The organism is Rhodocytophaga rosea, assembly GCF_010119975.1.
In the GTDB taxonomy this organism is placed as follows: Bacteria; Bacteroidota; Bacteroidia; order Cytophagales; family 172606-1; genus Rhodocytophaga; species Rhodocytophaga rosea.
In genome coordinates this window covers 1,624,389-1,644,496 of sequence record NZ_CP048222.1, presented here as the reverse complement: position 1 = coordinate 1,644,496, position 20,108 = coordinate 1,624,389, and the positions used below count along the sequence as shown (strand labels likewise).

Below are 20,108 nucleotides of genomic sequence, written 5' to 3'. Positions count from 1 at the left end.
TACTAAATAAAGTACCGGAAGTAACCAGGTAGTTATACCTGTAAAGTTAAAAAAGCAGTGGTCTGATCTAAACAATCAGTATAGGTAATAGAAGTATCGGCAAATGTAGCTGAAAAATCTATTCTGGTAATCTCTTTTACCCGGCTATGGCCTACTACCTGATGAAAACCAGGAAAAGGATCATTCATGGTTTCTTTTTTATCTGCCCAGGTAATGCCTCCGCTTGCATGTAATCCGCCGCGGTACATACTTACCCGATGCAGCATACCTCTGGCCAGAGTTTGATTGATTTCATTGAGTACCTGCGCCAGGTTTTCTTTGGTTTCTGTTAGTCCTGCTGCTGTTAACTTTTCCTGATGCGTTTCGAACCATCGCCCGCTGATTCCGGCATGCGTAAACAGATAGTTCTTATACTGGTAGGCTACCGAAAATAAATCTTTGTTTTCGGTAAATAAAGCGGATAAGGCTGGTTGCGCCTCAGCCCTAAAGCCACTACAGCGGTAAGCAGGATAATAGAAATATTGCAGGTCATGGTTGCCGATCAGGAGAATCACTTTCTCGGGCATCAGCTTCTTTATCTCCAGAATGGTATGCAAATTATCGTAGATTTCCTGGTTGCTTAGGGAACCATCAACATAATCTCCCAGGAAGATAACCAGGTCGGCCTCTTTATTGTCCTGAGAGGCTCGTATCCATACGCTTTTTCCATGAATATCTCCAATTGCTATTATTTTCATCGCTTACCGCTTGCGTATTTTGTTAGTAAGAAGCATACTTGCTTTTTAAAAGAAAGGTTATGCAACTTCTGTTGATATAAACAATAATCTCTCCGGAGAGATAATTGGCCTCATCGCTTTTTTTTCTGCTGTTGCTGTTGAATAAACTGATTGGTCATTTTTTCGAGAATAGCTAGTGTTACTGTTCCGTTAGAAAGAACCATGTCATGAAAGGCCCGTACATCAAAATCAGTTTGTAAAGCATCTTTCGCTTTTTTTCGCATCTCTTTTATTTTAATTTCTCCCATTTTATACGCCAGCGCCTGCCCGGGCCAGGAAATATAGCGGTTAATTTCTGTATTTACTTCATGCAGGGAAAGGGCCGTCTGATCGGCTAAATAACTTACGGCCTGTTCTCTGCTCCAGCCTTTGGCATGAATGCCCACATCAATCACCAGCCGGCATGCCCGCCACATTTCATAGGTTAACCTGCCAAACAAACTATAGGGATCTTTGTATAAGCCTATCTCATGGCCCAGGTATTCGCTATACAATCCCCAGCCTTCTCCAAAGGCATTAATATATAAATTTCTCCTGAATTCCGGTAAATGCTCCAGTTCCCTGGTGAGGGCGATCTGCAGATGATGCCCTGGTTCGGCTTCGTGCAAGGTTAAGGCTTCGAGCGTATACATGGTGCGGCTGGGGAGGTTATAGGTATTGAGCCAATACTCATTTGTACCTCCGGAATACCGGCCTCCTGTATATGTAGGTGCCAGATAATCGGGAACCGGCGCAATCGAAAAAGGCTGGCGGGGGAGTTTTCCGAAAAGAGAGGATAATTTACCATCGATCTTTTTGGCAATAAAGGAAGCTTCTTTTAACAGTTCTTCTGCTGTTTTGGGATAAAACCTGGGGTCAGTCCGCAGATAGGCTATAAACTCTTTAAAACTCCCTTGGAAATTTACCTGCTTGAGTACCTGATCCATTTCTGCTTTTATTCTGGCTACTTCTTTTAATCCGATCTGATACACTTCTTCAGAACTTAATTGAGTGGTTGTGTAATAGTGAACCCGGTTTTCATAAAAAGCTTTTCCATCCGGAAAAGAAGAAGCCCCTAAAGTTTTGCGTGTGTTAGGTAAATATTCCTTGTCAAAAAAATCTTTTATCTGTTGAAAACTGCCGATTACCTCTTTCTGAATGATGGTTTTAGCAGTTGTTTGCCAGGTCTGCCAGTCTGTCTGGCTAATGGCTTCTGGTTTTGTAATAAATGGCTTCCAGAAAACAGATTTTTCAGGTGCATCTACTATGTGCTGGACATAGGTATTTTCATAGCCTTTTAGTATTACACCAGGCTGACTAATGCCAAGGGCTAATCCTTTCCGCATAAGCTGGATATGTTCATTTACAAACCTGGGAATATCCTGCAGTACTTTAATATAGCGCTCAACATCTTTCGGTGTTTTGAGGGTTACCTGGGCCTCCCGGGGTAAGCCGGTATGAAAACCTTCATCAGCTAAAATCGGATTCAGATAAGCCTTAAATTCATATTCAGATAAGGTATTTCCTATCTCGTGCTGTAATAATTCCAGGTTAATCAGGTTATCCAGCGAAAGTGAGTTTTTATTTATCCTGAGTAGCCTGGCGTTTGCATTTTTATAGAAATTATAGCTTCGTAAGTAAGATTCTTCCGTATTTGACCCGAGTACAAAATGGCGGGTACTGTCGCTTTTCCATTCCTTCTCTTTAAAGTTTTTAATTTCGTCTAATACGGCAGCAATATCTTTATGGATAGGCTGCTTTTGGGCATGGAGGAAAAAGGGTAAAAGAAAAAGTAAGGTGAGTAAAGCAAATAATCTCATAGTTTATATCAATGCGTGTGAATGGAATGCCTAAAGAAAACCCATCTAGGATGAGCTACACAATATAAAGAAATAAAACCAATACCATGGAGGTGGCTTTTACCTGGCTGATAAACAGTTATTCTGTTTAGCCCAATCCGGAATTTGCCACCAGTTTCTTCATCAGCCGAATTCTTATTATACTTCCAGTTACATTAAAATTACCCCAGGCATCACTCAATTACATTCCATTTATAATGGGGATACCTTGTTCAGGTACTGTTTTCGCTGATCGGCATTTTGCATGCGGTCTGGTCTGGCAAGGGTTTTTATCTGGTACCTTAAAAAGGGGAGGAGCTAAAGTTTTTCTGGTTGTTTCCAGGAAATCAAGCCCATGACAAAGCCACCATATCTGTATATATAGTGCTATTATGATGGCAAACACAGCGATAGGATCTGATTTCGGAAAACTCTATGGTCTTTATAAAAAAGAACGCTTCTGCCGCTATAGTGGCAGAAGCGTTCCCTATGTACATCTTATCCGGGAATGTTAAATTTTTATAGATCAGAGTACCGTATTTTTTTTAACTGCTGCTCTACTAATTGCAGGTAAAGCCCAATGAGCGTATTGTTATAATTCCGCTCAGCTTCACTTTGTATAAAAACAGTTAAATACTCCTTGATAAGGAGCAGATTTTTTCTGTTGGACGTGATTATGGTATCCCGTAATGATTGCATACAAGCATTATTGCGGTGAGTAGTCTCTTCTGAATGCTTTGCCATGTAAGCCAGGGTTTTAGAAAGTACTCTGTTAATTGAAAACGGATGGTTCATAGCTTTAAATGTTTAAATAATAAACAATACCTATTTTGAAAAGAGGCTGCTATAGCCTGTCAAATGTGCTCCCAGCATAGGTAAGATGCAGCAGTCTATACATCTCGCCTTCCACTTGAATACTGATCTTATTAACGAAGATCCTTCATCGGAACTGAAAGAAATAAGGAAGCAGGATACATGAGATAGTAAGCTGATCATACTTCCGGTGTATTTACCTATACCAATAATTGTACTAAAGGTTGTAAAATAGAAAATTTAAATTAAGAGCATATGTTAATTTGGGGTATAGACAAAAAGGAACAGGAAACAGAAATACAGTCTTTCGCTTATTTAATTGTGATTTTCTCTCCGGGCTTGAGAATATGGTATTTCTCTTTTAAGGCTTGTGACAAAAGAATTTTTACTTCATCCGGATAGCCTTTGGCCCAGAAACGGTCCGCTTCCTGATAGGCTATCGTGCTGTGGTGTTGCGGCAAAATATAATCCGGATTCAGCGCATTGATCAGGATGACTGACCGGTCAATGTAGGTATTGTGTTCAGTAGGAGAAAAGAACAGCACATTTACTTTTTTTAGAAACAGATGGTCTTCCAGCAAGTAAGAATCTCCGGGTTGGAGAAATGTCTTGCCATTGATCTGGAGCAGGTAACCGCAATCCTGCAGATTGGCTTCGTAATAAATAGCAAAATTTGCATTGCCATGAATAGCTCTGATTGGAGTAACCTGAACACCTTTTATCTCAAAGGCTTCTCTGGGTTTAGCCACTCTGATTCTGCTATCGGGAATTTTGAGTTTACGGGCTACCGGTAAGCAGCTTTCGGGCATCACAAATAAGCAGGACGATTTCTCTAACAGAATACGGGAAGTATATTCATTAAAATGATCTCCATGCGCATGTGTTACGAAAGATATGTCAATTTCACTGGCTAACTCTTCAGGCGTAATCGGAGCAGGTGCTAAACGCTGGCTATTTTCCAGATACAAATCTGTCGCAACTACTATCCCTTCAGACTTCATGATCCAGCTGTTGTGTCCGGCCCACCAGACGGCCATGCCTTCGGTATGCTTTCTGATTTGTTCGATCATCCGGTCCTTTTGAGAGAAACCAGGTGTGCACAAAGAAAGCATAAATATAAGCGTAGTAAGTATTTTCATAGTGTAAGGGATAAAAGGTGCTTTCTTAAACTTACTTATAAAAAGCAAGTATGCCTATTTTTTATTGCCAGTTATACGAAAGGAATTGTAGGCATCGATACTGTACTTGCTCCCACCTGCTTAGCTGCATTGAGGCAATATGAATAGTAGTCCGGTAACATTTTACAGAAATATGTAGCAGACTTCAGACCAATCTATTAAATTGTATGGTGCTGGTCTTTTATTCACGCTATAGTTATGCAAACCCTAGCCAAACCTGTTTCTGTTCCTGTGCCTTCTACTGAAAAAAAGCAGGAACGGCTACTTTCCATTGATGTCCTCCGGGGCTTTGATATGTTACTCATCGCTGGTGGAGGCACTTTCCTGGTATTACTGGAAAACAAAACCGGTTGGCCATGGGTAGACTGGATTGCCCAACAGTTGCAACATCCAGCCTGGAATGGATTTACCTTTTATGACTTTATCTTTCCGCTTTTCCTTTTTATTGCTGGTGTATCACTTCCCTTTTCTCTGCATAAAGGCCTGGCTTCCGGACTCAGTAAAACCGATCTTTACCGGAAAGTATTTGTACGTATGCTGATTTTGATTGCCCTGGGAATTGTAGATAAAAATACGCCTATTCTCTTTTTTGAGCCTTCCCAGATCCGGGTAGCCAGTGTGCTGGGCCGTATTGGCATTGCTTGTTTTGTTGCTACGCTGTTGTATCTGAATTTTTCCTGGCAAAAGCGGATTTTATGGGTGGCTTCCCTGCTGCTAGCCTATTATGCTGCCCTTTTCCTCATTCCAGTACCAGGGTATGGCGCAGGAGATTTGTCGATGGAAGGAAACCTGGTTGGCTGGATTGACAGAAATTTTTTACCCGGACGTTTACTGCAAACTACCTATGATGAACTTGGTTTACTCACCCAAATACCTGCGCTCTGCCTGACAGTGCTGGGAACACTGGCTGGAGATGTTTTGCGTTCGGGACTCCGGGATAATAAAAAACTTATTTACTTATTGCTCCCGGCTTTTACCTGCATGGGATTAGGTCTGGTGTGGAGCCTGCATTTTCCCATCAATAAACACCTATGGACCAGTTCTTTTATTTTGCTCACAGCAGGTATGTCATTTCTGTTTCTGGCTTTGTTTTACTGGATAATCGATGTGCTGAAATATCAAAAATGGGCATTCTTTTTTAAGGTGATCGGCATGAATTCTCTAACTGTTTACCTGGCATACCGGTTTATTGATTTCTATCATACCTCATATTTGCTTTTTGGAGGCCTGTATGCACCTACTCCCGAACCCTGGCATAAAGTATTTGAAGCTTTGGGAGCTTTACTACTAGTCTGGCTATTGTTGTATGGCTTATACCGCCAAAAACTGTTTCTCAAGATTTGATTCTACCAAGCCAGCCATCATAATTAAGCTATTGCATAAAATGGCTCTATAGAACTATTCTGTTTTTCTATTCTACATTCCCCATATTGATCAGGTTGTATTTATTCAATCCTGGTCTAAACAGGTATTCATGAGGAAAATATCCTTTGGCCGATTGCCTGTCGTATTCTGCTTTGCTGATTCTTTTCCCATCCATAAAATAAATCGTAGTATCAGGGAGTGGAGACAAGGGAATAAACCTGTGCAGCAATACAATCATTTCATCAGAAGAAGTAATTTGCATGGCCAGTGGAGGATACATGTTATCAGATTTAATTGTATAAAAGTCCATAGGGACAAATTCTAAAATTTGATCTTCCTCACTCACTTCAATTGAAAATTTGCCTTCTTTATTTGTTATCGTACTTTTAGAAGTTCCTACTACCAGAACCTTTACATCTGCCATCAGTTTCCCATCCTTCGCCGTTTTAACAATTCCTTGTATCACTCTACCTTGCATCACAGCTTGTGAATGATTACTGTTAGCTTTCTGCCATCCGCTCACGTCTGCCAATATGTAGGCAGAACCGCTATCATAGAACTGAGCCTTGGAATAACTTACTAACAGCAGGCAGCCTGCAACTATTACTATCACCCAGCTGTAATGAAGCCAGGTACGTTTAGCCGAACGTGTTTGGTTGATCATTTGAATACGTGCTTTCATAATAGAACTGGAGAAGGGATTGGTGAGTGGAATCGGAATTTGATTGCTGCTTATAGAAAGTAAACTGAGCTGGTACGCCTGGGGATTTGCACCACCTTTGAGTACCTCGTCATCAGCGAGATACTCCAGATTAAGCGCCATCTGTTTTTTATGCCACCAGGCGAAAGGATTAAACCAGAAGAATAACAGATATATTTCCATCAGTAAAAGATCTGCGCTGTGCCATTGCCTGAGGTGAACTTCTTCATGATCCAGAATATGATTCAATGTATCCCCGGCATACCGCTCCTTATATATGCCTATGTAGCCGAAAAAAGAAAAAGGTGTTTCAATACCTGGATGTATCAGTAGGGTATAATTTTTATAGGATTCTTTCTGAGCCTTGCCGGTAAGTTTTATAAGGGATAACACCCGAAGCAAAAGCCGGATCAAGAGCAAAATCACCACTGCCCAGTATAAAAAAGTAAACGCTTCCATAACTGTTGCTAACAATGAGCGTTCTGCAGGCAGTACCTGCGGACTTATCGGAGAAGTAGTAAAGGTGGTAGAAACAGACAAAGAAGTAAGGATTTCGGGCGTTGCAATAGGTGTTTGCCAGCTAGGATAGGGGAGAAGTGGACCCAGGCAGGAAATAATCAGGCTGCCCACCAGAAACCATCGGTTGCTATGAAAAAAGGTCAGCTTTTGCAGGTATGCGCTATAGAAAATCTGTAAAACGGCAAGCAATACACTTGCCCCAAGCAGATAAAGTATAAAAGCAGTCATTTGGATTGTTTTTGTTTGTGAATCATTTGCAGAATTTCTTCCAGATCCTGAGCTGAAATTTTCTCCTGTTGTGCAAAAAAGGACACTAATTTTTTGTAGGAATTATCAAACCTGTCGACTAAGCTGGCTGACAAGTTAGCAATGAAGGTGTTCTTGTATTCTTCTTTCGAGCAGAGCGGATGATACTGATAGGTATTCCCATATTGAACATGGCCAATAAATCCCTTTTCTTCTAGGTTTCGAATCATGGTAGAAACCGTATTGTAATGGGGTTTAGGATCAGGAAGGCGCGGAATTAAATCCTTTACAAAAGCTTGTTTAAGCTTCCACACCACTTCCATAAGTTCTTCTTCTTTAGGACTTAATTTTTTCATATATAAGAGTATAAATGATCAAATGTGAGGTTTAACTAGTTATGATAGTTTATTAACTAATGTATATAGTTATATAACGTAATGCAGTAGTTGATGGTATATTATTTATTAAAAAATGTTATACCATTAACTTAAAAAAATGGGAAGGATTAATTTTTACTCTTTACAAGATGAATATCTGGTAATTTCCACTATAGGCACTAGTGTTTCAGTTGGCAGAAATCAAAAGGGCAGTTTAGCTAAGTCTACGTTTCCACCGGACAGAATAATTCCTACTTTTTGTCCCGCAAAAAATTCTTTGTTTTTGATCACAGCCGCCAGAGCTACGGCAGCAGAGGGTTCTACGATAATTTTCATCCGTTCCCATATCATTTTCATGGCTTGTGTAATTTCCTGGTCACTTACCAGATAAATATCCTTTACATGTGCATGGATAATGGCCAGGGTACGTTCGCTAAGTGTGGTAAGAAGTCCATCGGCAATGGTATTAATAAAGGATGGTTTTTCTACTACGCCACTTTTAAGAGAATATATTGCATCGGCTGCACCTTCAGGTTCTGCGCCAAAAACAGAAGTTGATGGTGAAAAGTAATGGGCAGCCAAACAAGACCCGCTTAACAAGCCGCCACCGCCTACTGGGGCTACCATTGCATCTAATACAGTATCCAGATCTTCTATTAATTCTTTGGCTGCTGTTGCCTGACCGGTAATTACCCTGTCGTTGTCGAAAGGATGTACCAGTACAGCTCCTTTACTGGCCATAACTTGCCTGACACCTTCTTCTCTTGCCTCCAGGGTAGGGTCACATTCGATAATTTGGGCTCCATACGAGCGAACAGCATCCTGCTTAACCTGTGGAGCAGTTCTGGGCATAACAATGTATGCAGGCAGGCCTACTTTTTTTGCTGCATAGGCTAGTGCCTGGGCATGATTTCCTGAGGAATGAGTGGTAAGTGAGTTTGCTTCCTGGCGCTCAATGATCTGCAATACAGCATTCAGACCTCCTCTGGCCTTAAAGGCACCTATTTTCTGAAAATTTTCACATTTGAAATAAATGCTTGCCCCGGTCAGTTTATTGATGGTCTCATTGGTAAAAACGGGAGTTCGGTGTATATAGGGACGTATTCTATCATGGGCTTCCTGTATATCTTGTAAAGTAATCATAGTATATGGTTTGTATAAAACTATAAAAGCAGTTGAAATGGGACGGAAAGACTTGAAATTAAAGATATATTTTACTGGTCAATAAGTAAGAGTACACAATTAAGTATAAGATTTTGGCAAATTGTATCTTTGCTTATGCGTTATATCAAGAAGATTACAGACAAGCAAAAACAAGACTTAGAGAAGATTCATAAAGATAGTAAAAGTTATCAGGAACGTAACCGTTGCCAATGTATACTGTTATCCAATCAAGGCTATCAAGTACAGAAGTTAGCAAGCATTTTTCAAGTAAGTCAGTTAAGTATTTATAAGTGGTTTGATCGCTTTGAGAAAACAGGTGTGGTAGGGTTAAAGAACCAAAAAGGGAAAGGCAGAAAACCCATCCTTACTACCAGTAATGCTACCCATGTTGAAGTAGTGGAAAATAGCATAGAGAAAGAAAAACAACAACTTAAATTAGCTAAGCGAGAGATAGAAGCTAAATTAGGCACGGCTATGAGTGAGATGACCTTGAAGCGGTTTTTAAAAAAATTGACTACCGATGGAAACGTTTCCGTAAATGGATAAAGCCATTGCAAAACAAAGAAGCATATGAGCAGAAAGTCAAGCGATTACATGCTTTGCTTTATTTGGCACAGACAGGCAGTATAGATTTATATTTTGGAGACGAATCAGGGTTTTGCCTTACCCCTTGTGTACCTTATGGATGGATCAAAAAAGGCGAACACGCCCCTATTTTATCCCAAAGAAGTACAAGGATAAATGTATTTGGCTTGTTAAGTACAAATAATGAGTTGCTTACTTATCAGAAAAGTGGGAGTCTAAACGCTGACTTTATCATTGAATGTGTAGAGGCCTTCTCAACATCTATTTCCAAGTTTACTGTCATAGTCTTAGACAACGCCTCCTGGCATACATGTGGCCTATGGGAAGTCAAAAAAGAAGAATGGGAACAGAAAGGATTATACATCTTTTTGCTGCCTAAGTATAGTCCTCATCTTAACAGGATCGAACGATTTTGGAAGCAGGTGAAATATCATTGGCTCAAAGCCGAAGACTATCTGTCTGTAGAAGCGCTTAAGGAGGCACTTTATACCATCTTTTCAGGATTGGGTACTTACTTTAAACTTGATTTTAAAAAACTTGAAGTAGATGAAAATATTATACTTAATTGTGTTTAATTACTTAGTTATTGATAAATATATCTATTCTGCTTTTTTTATAATAGCTAACCAGGATGTACTATCTGTTTTTTTGTAAAAATATCAAGGCACTGACATACCATTGTCAGTGCCTTGATATAGATTTGATAATAATTTTGATGCAAATAGCTATGATAGAAAACCGACAGTAAAAAAGCAGTTAAAACCAGAAGCTACAGGCATACTTATCACAAACACCACCTATGCAATTAATGGATCAGGAACAAATCATTATCAAAGGAGCCAGGGAAAATAATCTTAAAAATGTGTCCTTACAAATACCTAAGAAGAAAATCACCGTCTTTACAGGCGTATCCGGATCTGGAAAATCTTCTATCGTATTTGATACCATCGCTACCGAAGCACAACGGCAATTGTTTGAAGGATTCAGCATGTTTATCCGCAACTTTCTGCCCAGGTATGCGCATCCCGATGCAGATAGTATCGAAAACTTAAGCATGGCCATTGTGGTAGATCAAAAGCGTCTGGGTGGAGGCTCTCATTCCACATTGGGTACCATTACTGATATCTCCCCAGTGATGCGCTTGCTATTCTCCCGGGTTGGAAAACCATTTGTGGGATATTCCAATGCTTTTTCTTTTAATGATCCACAGGGAATGTGCCCGGAATGCAATGGGATCGGACGGAAAATGGGCGTGATTGCCGATGATTTTGTTGATCCTTCCAAATCACTTAACGAAGGTGCGATCCAGGTTCCTTTTTTTGCTACCTGGGAAAAGGAGATGTATAAGAATACCGGATTTTTTGATAATGATAAAAAGATTTCCGACTACACAGAAGAAGAACTGGATCTGCTGCTGCATAGCAAGCCCCGAAAGTTTAAGCTTCAGATTGGCGGCAGCACCATGAATGCAACCTATCTGGGTATTATCGAAAAGTTTACCCAGTCGTATATTAAACGCGATATTAAAACCCTATCAGAACGGACGCAAAAAATAGTAGCGCCTTTTATCAAAATGGCTCCCTGTCCGCTGTGTAAAGGTGCCCGGCTCAATCAGTCCGTGCTAGGATGTAAAATTCACGGATATAATATTGCCCAGCTTTCTGCCATGGAAGTAGGCGACTTAATCGATTTTCTGCAAACCATCCATGAGCCTGTGGCGGCACCAATGGTTCAAACCCTCACGGAACGCCTCGGACACCTGGTAGATATCGGCCTGGATTACCTCACCTTGAACCGGGAAACCGATACATTATCAGGCGGAGAATCGCAGCGGGTAAAAATGGTAAAACACCTAAGCAGCAGCCTCGTGGATGTGATGTACATTTTTGATGAGCCCAGTGTAGGCTTGCATCCCAGAGATGTATACCGCCTGAACGGATTATTGCAGAAATTACGAGATAAAGGAAATACGGTAATCGTGGTGGAACATGATCCGGAAGTGATTAAAGTAGCCGATCATATCATAGATGTGGGTCCGCATGCCGGCAGTCATGGTGGACAGATCATGTACCAGGGAAATCTTTCGGGTTTACTTTCGGCTTCAACCTTAACTGGCAAATTTATGAAGCAGTCTTTACCCTTAAAAACCAATTACCGCACTTTCACAGGAAAACTGGCTATTCGAAATGCTAAAATTAATAATCTGAAAAATGTAAGTGTAGAGATACCTACTGGTGTGTTAACGGTAGTAACTGGGGTGGCTGGTTCAGGTAAAAGTTCACTGATCAACCAGGTATTTCTCACGCAACATCCGGATGCGATTGTCATTAACCAGGCAGCGGTAGGCACTTCTACCAGGTCTAACCCGGCTACTTACACAGGCATCATGGATCAGCTTCGCAAAGCATTCGCCAAAGCAAACAAGGTGAGCGAATCTTTGTTCAGCTTCAACTCGAAAGGTGCTTGTGAGAATTGCCAGGGGCTGGGAGTGATCTATACGGATCTTGCTTTTCTGGATGGCGTGAAAACACCCTGCGAAATATGTGGCGGCAAACGGTTTAAGGAAGAAGTACTGGCTTATAAACTAGAGGGCAAATCCATTTCGGATGTACTGGAAATGACCATAGAACAGGCGCTGGAGCAAATGAAACTAAAAGAAGTACAACATACCCTGCAAACCATGAGCGATGTAGGGCTCGATTATCTGACACTTGGGCAGCCCCTGAGTACACTTTCGGGAGGGGAGTGCCAGCGGATAAAACTGGCCAGTGAATTACATAAAAAAGGAAGTATTTATGTAATGGATGAACCCACCACAGGCTTACATATGTCGGATGTAGGGCATCTGCTGGCATTAATGAACCGGCTGGTAGAAGGCGGAAATACGGTAATTGTGATCGAACATAACCTGGATATTATTAAAAATGCAGACTGGATTATTGACCTTGGCCCGGATGGCGGAAAAAATGGCGGAGAAATTATTTTTGAAGGAACGCCTGAACAGATTTTACATTCACCTACTTCACTTACAGGAAAATATTTAAAAGAGTCGATACATGGTAGAGATTTTTAAAACCAATATTGAGAATAAAAAACAAGCAGAACGAATTCTTGCTTCCCTTTCAGCCACGTTTCCAGACTTGAAAGTAAACGTGGATCTGGAGGATTGTGATAAGATTTTAAGAGTAGAAGGGGAGGCCATTGTGCCCGATAAAGTGATTGATTTTGTAAGCGTAACCGGGCATCACTGTGAGATGCTCCCGGAGTGATTGTTATGGGGTAGGTTGCCAGAAATGGAAGCAATAAGGTAATGGGTTATAATTAACATAGCTAAATGGTGGTGTGCCCTTCTGCGTTAGCATTGCCCTTTGAAAGGGACCTGCGCGTCTAAGCTGGGTTTAAGCAACCTTCTTTGATTAATACTCTTCTATATCAATCATTACTGGCTTCCCTGTTCCATAATCAATTTGGTAAAAGACTTTTATTTCCGCGGTTGAAAATGAAAATATTCTATTCTTTGTAGCAAATTCGTAAGTAATAGTAACTATACCTTTAGAATCAATTTCTTCAATAGAAACTTTGGAATCGTAATTACCAGGCGCAGAGTTGATTTTTTTATGCTGCCAAAGTACCTCTTGTTCAACTTTCTCAGGAGAAAATTCATATTCCTGCCAGGGTTTTAACTGGTTGACTTTTCCAATTATTAACTTGTCGGAATGATGACCTGAACTTGTTTTCAAAATTACCCAATTACCCACTTCTTGGAGTTGTTCATTTTTAGGCCATGTTTGGCCGGAATACCGGCCTGAACCCAAAGAGAATATATGATCAATACTATCTTTATATGTATAATCAATAGAGTAATCGTAAGAGTGAAAATCATTTGAATAATCTACAATACAGATTAAAGTTCCTCCTATTTTTTGAGGAATTTCTGCAGTAAAGGTTGTATCTGTTAAAGCCTCTTGTACAAATTCATCAGCCTTCTTTTCTTCAAAGTTACAGCTATATAAAAATATCAGCAGAATTAATGCTATTATAGTTATTGTCTCTTTCATTATAGGTTGCCTAATAAATCTGCATGCACATGACCTGGAAGACTACTATTCTATGAAAAACAATTAAACATATAAATAATATGACTTTTAATAGCAGCTATTGACTATATGTTTTAAGCAGATTGAGGCGCTCTTGCTATATTCTCAGTAGGCTTCTTATCTTTGCCTAGATCCAATGTACTGGCTTCAAGGGGGTAGTTTCCGGTCAGTTGCTTAGAACAGTAAAAGCTATTCATACATACCGACATATAGAGCGCTCCTAAACGCAGGTGCCGGAGTGAATGCCATATCCGCTGGATACTGTGGGTAAAAGAAAATGCCCGTTTCCACAAGTTCCGATGGCTTTCCAGTAAAGTTTCCGGTGACATCCGGTGAGGAACAAAAGCGACATTATAACCATTATAATACTCCCAGCCTCTGTCGTCTAAAATTCTATCCTGTTTCTCCAGCTGGTTGTAGAGAGGTGTTCCTTTAAAGGGAGTAAGTATACTCAGGAATGGAACGTCCACACCGATTTCAAGCAAGCGGTCGGCCATTTCCACTATACTTTCCGGACTGTCATGATCGAAACCGGAAATAAAACCTGCCATTACACAGATGCCTCTTTTATGCAATGCGTCCACTGCCTTTTTATAATATTCTATTTTATTCTGCCGCTTATTGGCATCGCCTAAGCTTTCTTTAGAAAAGGTTTCAATGCCAAAGAAAATACCAATACAGCCTGAAGCCTTCATCAGATCAAGTAGCTGTTCATCTTTGGCAATATCCAGGCTTGCCTGAGTGAGCCACCATTTTTTCAGGGGAATCATCGCCTCTAGTAGTTGCCTGATGTAGGGACGGTTAATAGTCAGATTGTCGTCCCAGAACCAGACTACTTTCCGCTGCCACCAGTAGGGAAATTTATTGTATTGAATATTTTTAATTACCTCCTCCACCGGACGTAGCCGGAAACCTGGATTGAGGCTGGGAACTGTACAAAAAGAACAGGTAAAAGGGCACCCTCTGGTAGCCTGAATAACCCGGGGAATAAAAAAATTACCTTTTAATAAATCATACCGGGGTGTAGGCATTTGCTGCATATCACAAGGTTGTCCCTGATAAACTGTTTTCAGGCATCCCTTTTCACAATCGTCGAGCAGTTGCGCCCATACTGTTTCCGCTTCTCCAACCACAATGGCATCGAAGTACGCCAAGGCTTCGTCCTGGCAATAGGTTACATGCGGACCACCAGCTATTACAATCTTTCCCCGCTTTTTATACGCGGTAGCCAGGTGGTAAGCCTCCGGAGCAAAACCACTAAAGAAAGAAATGGCAATTACATCCGCATCCGTATCCAGATGGACGGCTTCCACTTGTTGATGGATCACATTTACCTGGTACTTGGCCGGAGTAAGTGCAGCCAGGTGAATACCAGTAATAGGGGGTACAAAATCGACAGCATGGCCTTTCTTATACCGTTGAATATAGGCGATAATAATATCTATTTTCATGGGAAACTGCTTGAGTATAGATCAAAATAATAATTTAATTATGAATTAAAAAGTACTTTGAAATACAAAGTTAATATTACTTTTGACTTTCTCTATTATTTGGCTATGAAAATTTTTAGCGAGGGGATTATAAAAAAAGATATAATTAGTTTGCGGTATAATTGATATTAGTAATACGTACCAAGCATAAGAATTAGCATAATATAAGCTATAAAACAAGGAAGTACATAGATTGGGCTCTATATACTTACCTTCCGGGATTGATATAAAAATCGCAGGATTATTTTTTGATTGCCTTACAGGTGCCATTGTAAGTAAGTGCACCAGTGGTTTTATAGGTAAAGTTCAGCAGGTTGCCGGTTAAAGTGCCGGAGCCTGATACCTGCAGGATAGCGCCATTGGTGCCATTGAAGGTTTGGGAGGGAATCGTTAGCTTAGTGCCTTCTACAATTGCCTGTACAGGCTTATTGAGCATATCGGCAAAATTAGAGATCTGCAACTGTCCGGAAACATTGGCTATGGTAATCTCATAATTATAGGTATAGCCGCTGGAAGCGCTCAGGTCTTCTACCTGATAATTGCCAACAAATAAAGTCCGGGTGTCAGGGGCTTTATCTTCATCCTTCTGGCAGGAAGTGAAGGCAAATAAAAAGCTGATTACAAATAGAATGCTTGTACTAAAATGAATAATGGAGTGAGAAAGAGTTTGGAAAAGTTTCATGGAGTTATGTTGTTTTTGTATGCCACAAAACTATAGCAATGGGAAGGGCAGGTGTTAACACAAATGGAACAAACCCTACTACATTTGGAACATATGGCTTGAAACCGTAAAAAGGCAGAAAATAGTATCAATTCACATCTTTCTTCGCCACATATTCATTGGGTAACACCCCAAAAAGGTCTTTAAAGCATTTAGCAAAATAAGACATATTGCTGAAACCAACCTGATAGGCAATCTCACTCACATTGCCCCCTTTCCCTCCGATAAGCGCAGCCGCCCGTTTGAGGCGGAAATGGCGGATAAACTCATTTACCGACTGGCCGGTTAGAGCTTTTATTTTACGGAGCAGATGTTGCCGGCTCATGTTCATTTCCTCGGCAAATTTTTCTACCGAGAAATCTTCATCGCCGATGTATTTTTCCATCAGTTGCAGGGCATGTTCCAAAAAACGTTCATCTACCGACGTAACTGAAATATCCTTGGGTTGAATAATCAGCTCGCGGCTATACGTTTTCCTTAAATTTTTACGGCTTTCCAGCAAATTTTTTATCCGGACTTTTACCTCTTTTATGTTAAAGGGTTTGGTCAGGTATTCATCTGCACCCAGTTCCAGCCCCTGCAATTTATTTTCGATGGTAGTTCTGGCGGTAAGCAAAATGAAAGGAATATGACTGGTCCGTTCATCCTGGCGGATCTGGGTGCATAATGTAAATCCATCCATAACCGGCATCATCATATCACTGATGATCACGTCTGGAATGAGTTCAATAGCTTTCTCCCAGCCCACCTTTCCGTTTTCTGCCAGAACAATCTGGTATTCATCGTTCAGGCTTTCCTGAATATATGCCCGTAAGTCTGCATTGTCTTCTACCAGCAATACCAGAGCTTCTGAAGGAATGCTTTTGTTTTCGAAGAATGCCTGGTATTCCTTATTTGCGATTTCACTGTCATTCTCCTGATTAGGCACATAAATCTCCTGTGGCAGGGGGGAAACAGATATGGATTTTGCCGACTCCGATTTTGGTAAGGGCAATTCAAGTGTAAATGTAGTGCCTGCCTGTAGCTGGCTTTGCACTTCAATTGTTCCATGCATGAGTTGTACCAGTTCTTTTACCAGCGACAATCCGATTCCACTTCCTTCATAGGCCCGAGAACTGGAACTGTCTACCTGATAAAACCGGTTGAATATTTTATCAATTTCCTCCGGCGGTATACCCGGACCTGTATCAGAAATAGCGATAGTAACGGTTTGCGGTGAGTTTTCTTCCGGAAGAGTTACCTTAAAATCAATACGTCCGCCATCTGGCGTAAACTTAAAGGCATTGGATAGTAAATTATAAAGGATAGTTTCCACTTTTTCTTTATCGAAACTGGCTTCGTAACTAGGGGAAGGAATATGTAGCTCAAACCGGATGTTGCGGTTTTCGGCCAGGGACTCAAAGGAAGAAATAAGCACGCGTAAAAAGTAAATAAAATCGGAAGGTAGTGGCAAAAGCTTCATGCCTCCGGATTCCAATTTAGCCAGGTCCAGTAATTGATTGATCAGTTGTTGCAGCCTGCGGGCATTCCGGTGCATACGTTCGGCTTCTATCAAACGCAGCTTTTTATCCTGCTTTTCTTCGATGAATTTTTCCAGCGGACTTAATATCAGAGACAAAGGCGTGCGGAATTCGTGTGAAATATTGACAAAGAAATTCGTTTTGACCTTATCCAGCGCTTTTAACTGTTCCGCATTCATTCTCAGTTCTTCCGACTGCTGTTCCAGTTGACTATTCTTATTGGTAATTTCAAGGGTGCGGAGGGCAATCTCTTTTTTCAGGGCTTCTTTTTCCTGCCTCAACTGATAGGAACGCCAGCGGACAATTCCCCACATAAATAATCCACCACTCAAGGCATAAACCAGGTATGCATAGATACTTCTGAACCAGGGAGGTGCTACTACAAAACTGAAAGTATCCGGTTTACTGATGATACCAGCATAATTGCGTGAGCGGACCAGAAAGGTATAGTTACCTTCCCAGATTCTGGCATATTCCTTTGTGGTTTCCTTCGTCCAGGCCGACCAGTCTTCATCAAATCCTTCCAGTTTATATTGAAAAGTATTGGCCTCGCCAGCAGTAAAATTGGTAGAAGTAAATTCGAACCGGAAGGCATTAGACATGTACGGAAAAGTTAAGCGCTGGCGGCTGCCGCCGATACCCTGAAAGAAAACAGAATCTCCTTGCAGCAGGATTCTATTCAGATAAGTAGCAAAACTAGTATCAGGCTTTACAGGTTTATTCACTTCCTGGCGTACAATACCTCCAAATGCTGCATACCACACAAAACCATTGGGTTCGGGATAAGTAACCAGTCCTACCTGTTCCAGAATCCGTGAAACATCCATCCGTTGTACGTGATAGGTATTTCCGGAAGCTGGTGAGATGATAAGCTGTTGTTTGCTGCCATCTTCTTTCCGCCGGGTTTTTGCCCAGAAAGCACCTCTGCTATCTGTATCTGTTACCGGAAATATACTTTCATTGGCAAGCCCGAATTTTTGAGCAAAAGTAGTATCCGGAGAAAAACGGTTGGTTGTATAGTTAAAGCGGAAAAGTTTACTCTCTGTTCCAACCCGGAATATCTCCTGCTGGCCAATGCTGTTCATTTTGATATAGCCTTCCGGCAAACCCTCTTTCGGACCAAAATGGGTACTAGTAGGCTTATCATAATCAATAGAACCGTCTGCTTGTAAAAAAGACAGCAAATAGGCTCCCTGTGAAAAAGTGTATAGCCAAAGCCTGCCAGGCAAGGTTTCATTGAATTTAATATCATCGGCTTGCATATTGATTGCACTGGCAGGCTGCCAGTTGCCATTCACCAGCCGCAGGGATTGTAATTTACTCTCTTCTGCGATCAGAATGCGGGTACTATCAGCCTTATAGCGGTGAAGTGCAATGGCCGAAATATCTGTAAGCTGTTGTATCTTATTATCGTTTACCTCAAACACACCTTGTTTGGAAGCAACCAGCAGGCGATTATTTACTGGCAGAAGTTTCCAGCAGGCAGAATTAATCTGAGGGATTTTTTCAAAATAGGATTGCTTATTCGGATACTCAGCCGGACGTAATACAAATAATCCCACACTGGAAGCAATATACAACTCGCCATTGTAGCGGCATATATCATACGGGCTGCCTTCAAATCCCCGGTTTTCCAGATAGATATTCAGGCCATTGCTGATTTCAACCCGGCTGATGCCATTGTCCAGCGAAAGCCATACATCTCCGGTGCGGTCAGTTGCCAGGCTTAATACGGTATTGGTAGGCAATCCATTTTCTTTGGTGATCGTGTAACGGATCTGCCCCTGATGGTCAATGGCTATAACACCGCCTGTAAGTGTTCCGAAAGCAAAAAGGCTGTCTGGCAGTAATGTTCCGGTGTATATTTGTTTTTCTTTTAAATAAGCATCTGCCTGCGTTATGAATGGCGTTATCTGCTTTCCGTCATAGAGAAAAAGCCCTTCAGTTTTGGTAGCCAGCAGCACACGACGCTGGTTATATGGCAAAACGGTATATATTTTCTTGTCTTTGAGAAACTCTCCGCCAGTTGCCAGGACAAATTTACCGCCTTCCAGGCGCATTACGCCTTTCCCATATTCATGTAAATACAGCACATCTTGCCAGAAAAATGCCCGGTGATATGTCTCAGGATCAGGAAAGTACTGGAAGTGTAATAGTTGCCCGTTCCAGGAGAAAATACCCGTTTCTGCTTCCACGTATACAAGCCCTTTGTGTAGATGCATATTCCAGATATTGCCCATACGCTTGTGTTCTGGCTTCACCTTCGGCAACATAGATACATATACAAAGCGGCCATCTATACCTTGTTCCAGATAGCCAAAATCGTCGAGTGCGCCCACCCATACTTTTCCTGCCTCATCCATTACCATCGACCGGATCACACTTTTGGCAGGCGTTTCTACCAGTGTCCAGGCTTTGCCATCATAGATCAATACGCCATCTCCATTGGCAAAAAACAGGATACCTTGTTTATTCTGGAGTGCCTGCCAGTTTTGAAAAGAAGCCTTATACTCTTTGGGTGTGTAATTCTGAAAATAAAAACTGCCCCTTTCCAGGTCAGGACGCGGAAGTTGAGTAGCAGAGGGAACATGCGCTTGTGCCTGGCAGCAAAGTACTGGCAGAAAAAACAACAATGTACCTATCCATCTGGTTAGCAAGGGTATGATGCAGTATGTAGTAAATACCTGATTTTTTATTCCTCAGTAAGATAGGATGAAAACTTAAATTCTACAGCTTTATA

General features: G+C 41.2%; 16 protein-coding genes. 5 read left to right on the top strand and 11 right to left on the bottom strand.

Annotation, left to right across the window (positions count from 1 at the left end):
* Positions 1 to 32: 32 nt before the first annotated feature.
* The 4 genes from GXP67_RS06925 to GXP67_RS06910 form a co-directional block, all read right to left on the bottom strand.
* Positions 33 to 737, bottom strand: a complete 705-nt coding sequence (locus GXP67_RS06925) for a metallophosphoesterase (protein ID WP_162442465.1) — start codon at positions 735 to 737, stop codon at positions 33 to 35.
* Between the two features lie 110 nt (positions 738 to 847).
* Positions 848 to 2,575, bottom strand: coding sequence for a DUF885 domain-containing protein (locus GXP67_RS06920; RefSeq protein WP_162442464.1), 1,728 nt, complete (start codon positions 2,573 to 2,575; stop codon positions 848 to 850).
* Positions 2,576 to 3,112: 537 nt separating this feature from the next.
* Positions 3,113 to 3,388: a hypothetical protein gene (locus GXP67_RS06915; RefSeq protein ID WP_162442463.1), complete on the bottom strand. Its 276-nt coding sequence runs from the start codon at positions 3,386 to 3,388 to the stop codon at positions 3,113 to 3,115.
* A 329-nt stretch (positions 3,389 to 3,717) separates the two neighbouring features.
* Entirely contained in the window at positions 3,718 to 4,545 is an 828-nt protein-coding gene (locus tag GXP67_RS06910) for an MBL fold metallo-hydrolase (RefSeq protein ID WP_162442462.1), read from the bottom strand.
* Between the two features lie 237 nt (positions 4,546 to 4,782).
* Here GXP67_RS06910 and GXP67_RS06905 point away from each other — a divergent pair, with 237 nt between their 5' ends.
* Positions 4,783 to 5,928, top strand: coding sequence for an acyltransferase family protein (locus tag GXP67_RS06905; RefSeq protein WP_162442461.1), 1,146 nt, complete (start codon positions 4,783 to 4,785; stop codon positions 5,926 to 5,928).
* A gap of 67 nt (positions 5,929 to 5,995) precedes the next feature.
* On the opposite strand, the gene GXP67_RS06900 is transcribed toward GXP67_RS06905, so the two are convergent.
* The 3 genes from GXP67_RS06900 to GXP67_RS06890 all read right to left on the bottom strand — a co-directional run bounded on the left by GXP67_RS06900 (position 5,996) and on the right by GXP67_RS06890 (position 8,934).
* On the bottom strand, positions 5,996 to 7,396 hold the full coding sequence (locus tag GXP67_RS06900; protein WP_162442460.1) for a M56 family metallopeptidase: 1,401 nt from the start codon (positions 7,394 to 7,396) through the stop codon (positions 5,996 to 5,998).
* A complete protein-coding gene (locus GXP67_RS06895) occupies positions 7,393 to 7,770 on the bottom strand; it encodes a BlaI/MecI/CopY family transcriptional regulator (protein WP_162442459.1) in 378 nt (125 codons plus the stop codon). The genes GXP67_RS06900 and GXP67_RS06895 overlap by 4 nt, the downstream gene beginning before the upstream one ends.
* A gap of 222 nt (positions 7,771 to 7,992) precedes the next feature.
* Entirely contained in the window at positions 7,993 to 8,934 is a 942-nt protein-coding gene (locus tag GXP67_RS06890; RefSeq protein ID WP_162442458.1) for a pyridoxal-phosphate dependent enzyme, read from the bottom strand.
* Between the two features lie 135 nt (positions 8,935 to 9,069).
* Between GXP67_RS06890 and GXP67_RS06885 the strand changes: the two genes are divergently transcribed.
* From GXP67_RS06885 to GXP67_RS06870, 4 genes are all read left to right on the top strand, one after another.
* Positions 9,070 to 9,501 (top strand): helix-turn-helix domain-containing protein, encoded by a 432-nt coding sequence (locus GXP67_RS06885; protein WP_162441276.1) that lies wholly within the window; start codon positions 9,070 to 9,072, stop codon positions 9,499 to 9,501.
* Between the two features lie 5 nt (positions 9,502 to 9,506).
* The gene (locus tag GXP67_RS06880) at positions 9,507 to 10,115 is read left to right on the top strand and encodes an IS630 family transposase (protein WP_232064508.1); all 609 of its coding nucleotides are present in this window, start codon (positions 9,507 to 9,509) and stop codon (positions 10,113 to 10,115) included.
* 224 nt (positions 10,116 to 10,339) lie between these two features.
* Positions 10,340 to 12,613, top strand: coding sequence for an ATP-binding cassette domain-containing protein (locus GXP67_RS06875; protein WP_162442457.1), 2,274 nt, complete (start codon positions 10,340 to 10,342; stop codon positions 12,611 to 12,613).
* Positions 12,597 to 12,809, top strand: coding sequence for a hypothetical protein (locus tag GXP67_RS06870; RefSeq protein WP_162442456.1), 213 nt, complete (start codon positions 12,597 to 12,599; stop codon positions 12,807 to 12,809). Before GXP67_RS06875 ends, GXP67_RS06870 begins: the two co-directional genes overlap by 17 nt.
* Before the next feature lie 147 nt (positions 12,810 to 12,956).
* On the opposite strand, the gene GXP67_RS06865 is transcribed toward GXP67_RS06870, so the two are convergent.
* From GXP67_RS06865 to GXP67_RS06850, 4 genes are all read right to left on the bottom strand, one after another.
* Positions 12,957 to 13,598: a hypothetical protein gene (locus GXP67_RS06865; RefSeq protein WP_162442455.1), complete on the bottom strand. Its 642-nt coding sequence runs from the start codon at positions 13,596 to 13,598 to the stop codon at positions 12,957 to 12,959.
* Positions 13,599 to 13,711: 113 nt separating this feature from the next.
* Positions 13,712 to 15,088 (bottom strand): B12-binding domain-containing radical SAM protein, encoded by a 1,377-nt coding sequence (locus GXP67_RS06860; RefSeq protein WP_162442454.1) that lies wholly within the window; start codon positions 15,086 to 15,088, stop codon positions 13,712 to 13,714.
* Positions 15,089 to 15,368: 280 nt separating this feature from the next.
* Positions 15,369 to 15,809, bottom strand: coding sequence for a hypothetical protein (locus GXP67_RS06855; RefSeq protein ID WP_162442453.1), 441 nt, complete (start codon positions 15,807 to 15,809; stop codon positions 15,369 to 15,371).
* Positions 15,810 to 15,936: 127 nt separating this feature from the next.
* Complete coding sequence (locus GXP67_RS06850) at positions 15,937 to 20,025, bottom strand: ATP-binding protein (RefSeq protein ID WP_162442452.1); 4,089 nt, start codon at positions 20,023 to 20,025, stop codon at positions 15,937 to 15,939.
* Positions 20,026 to 20,108: the final 83 nt, after the last annotated feature.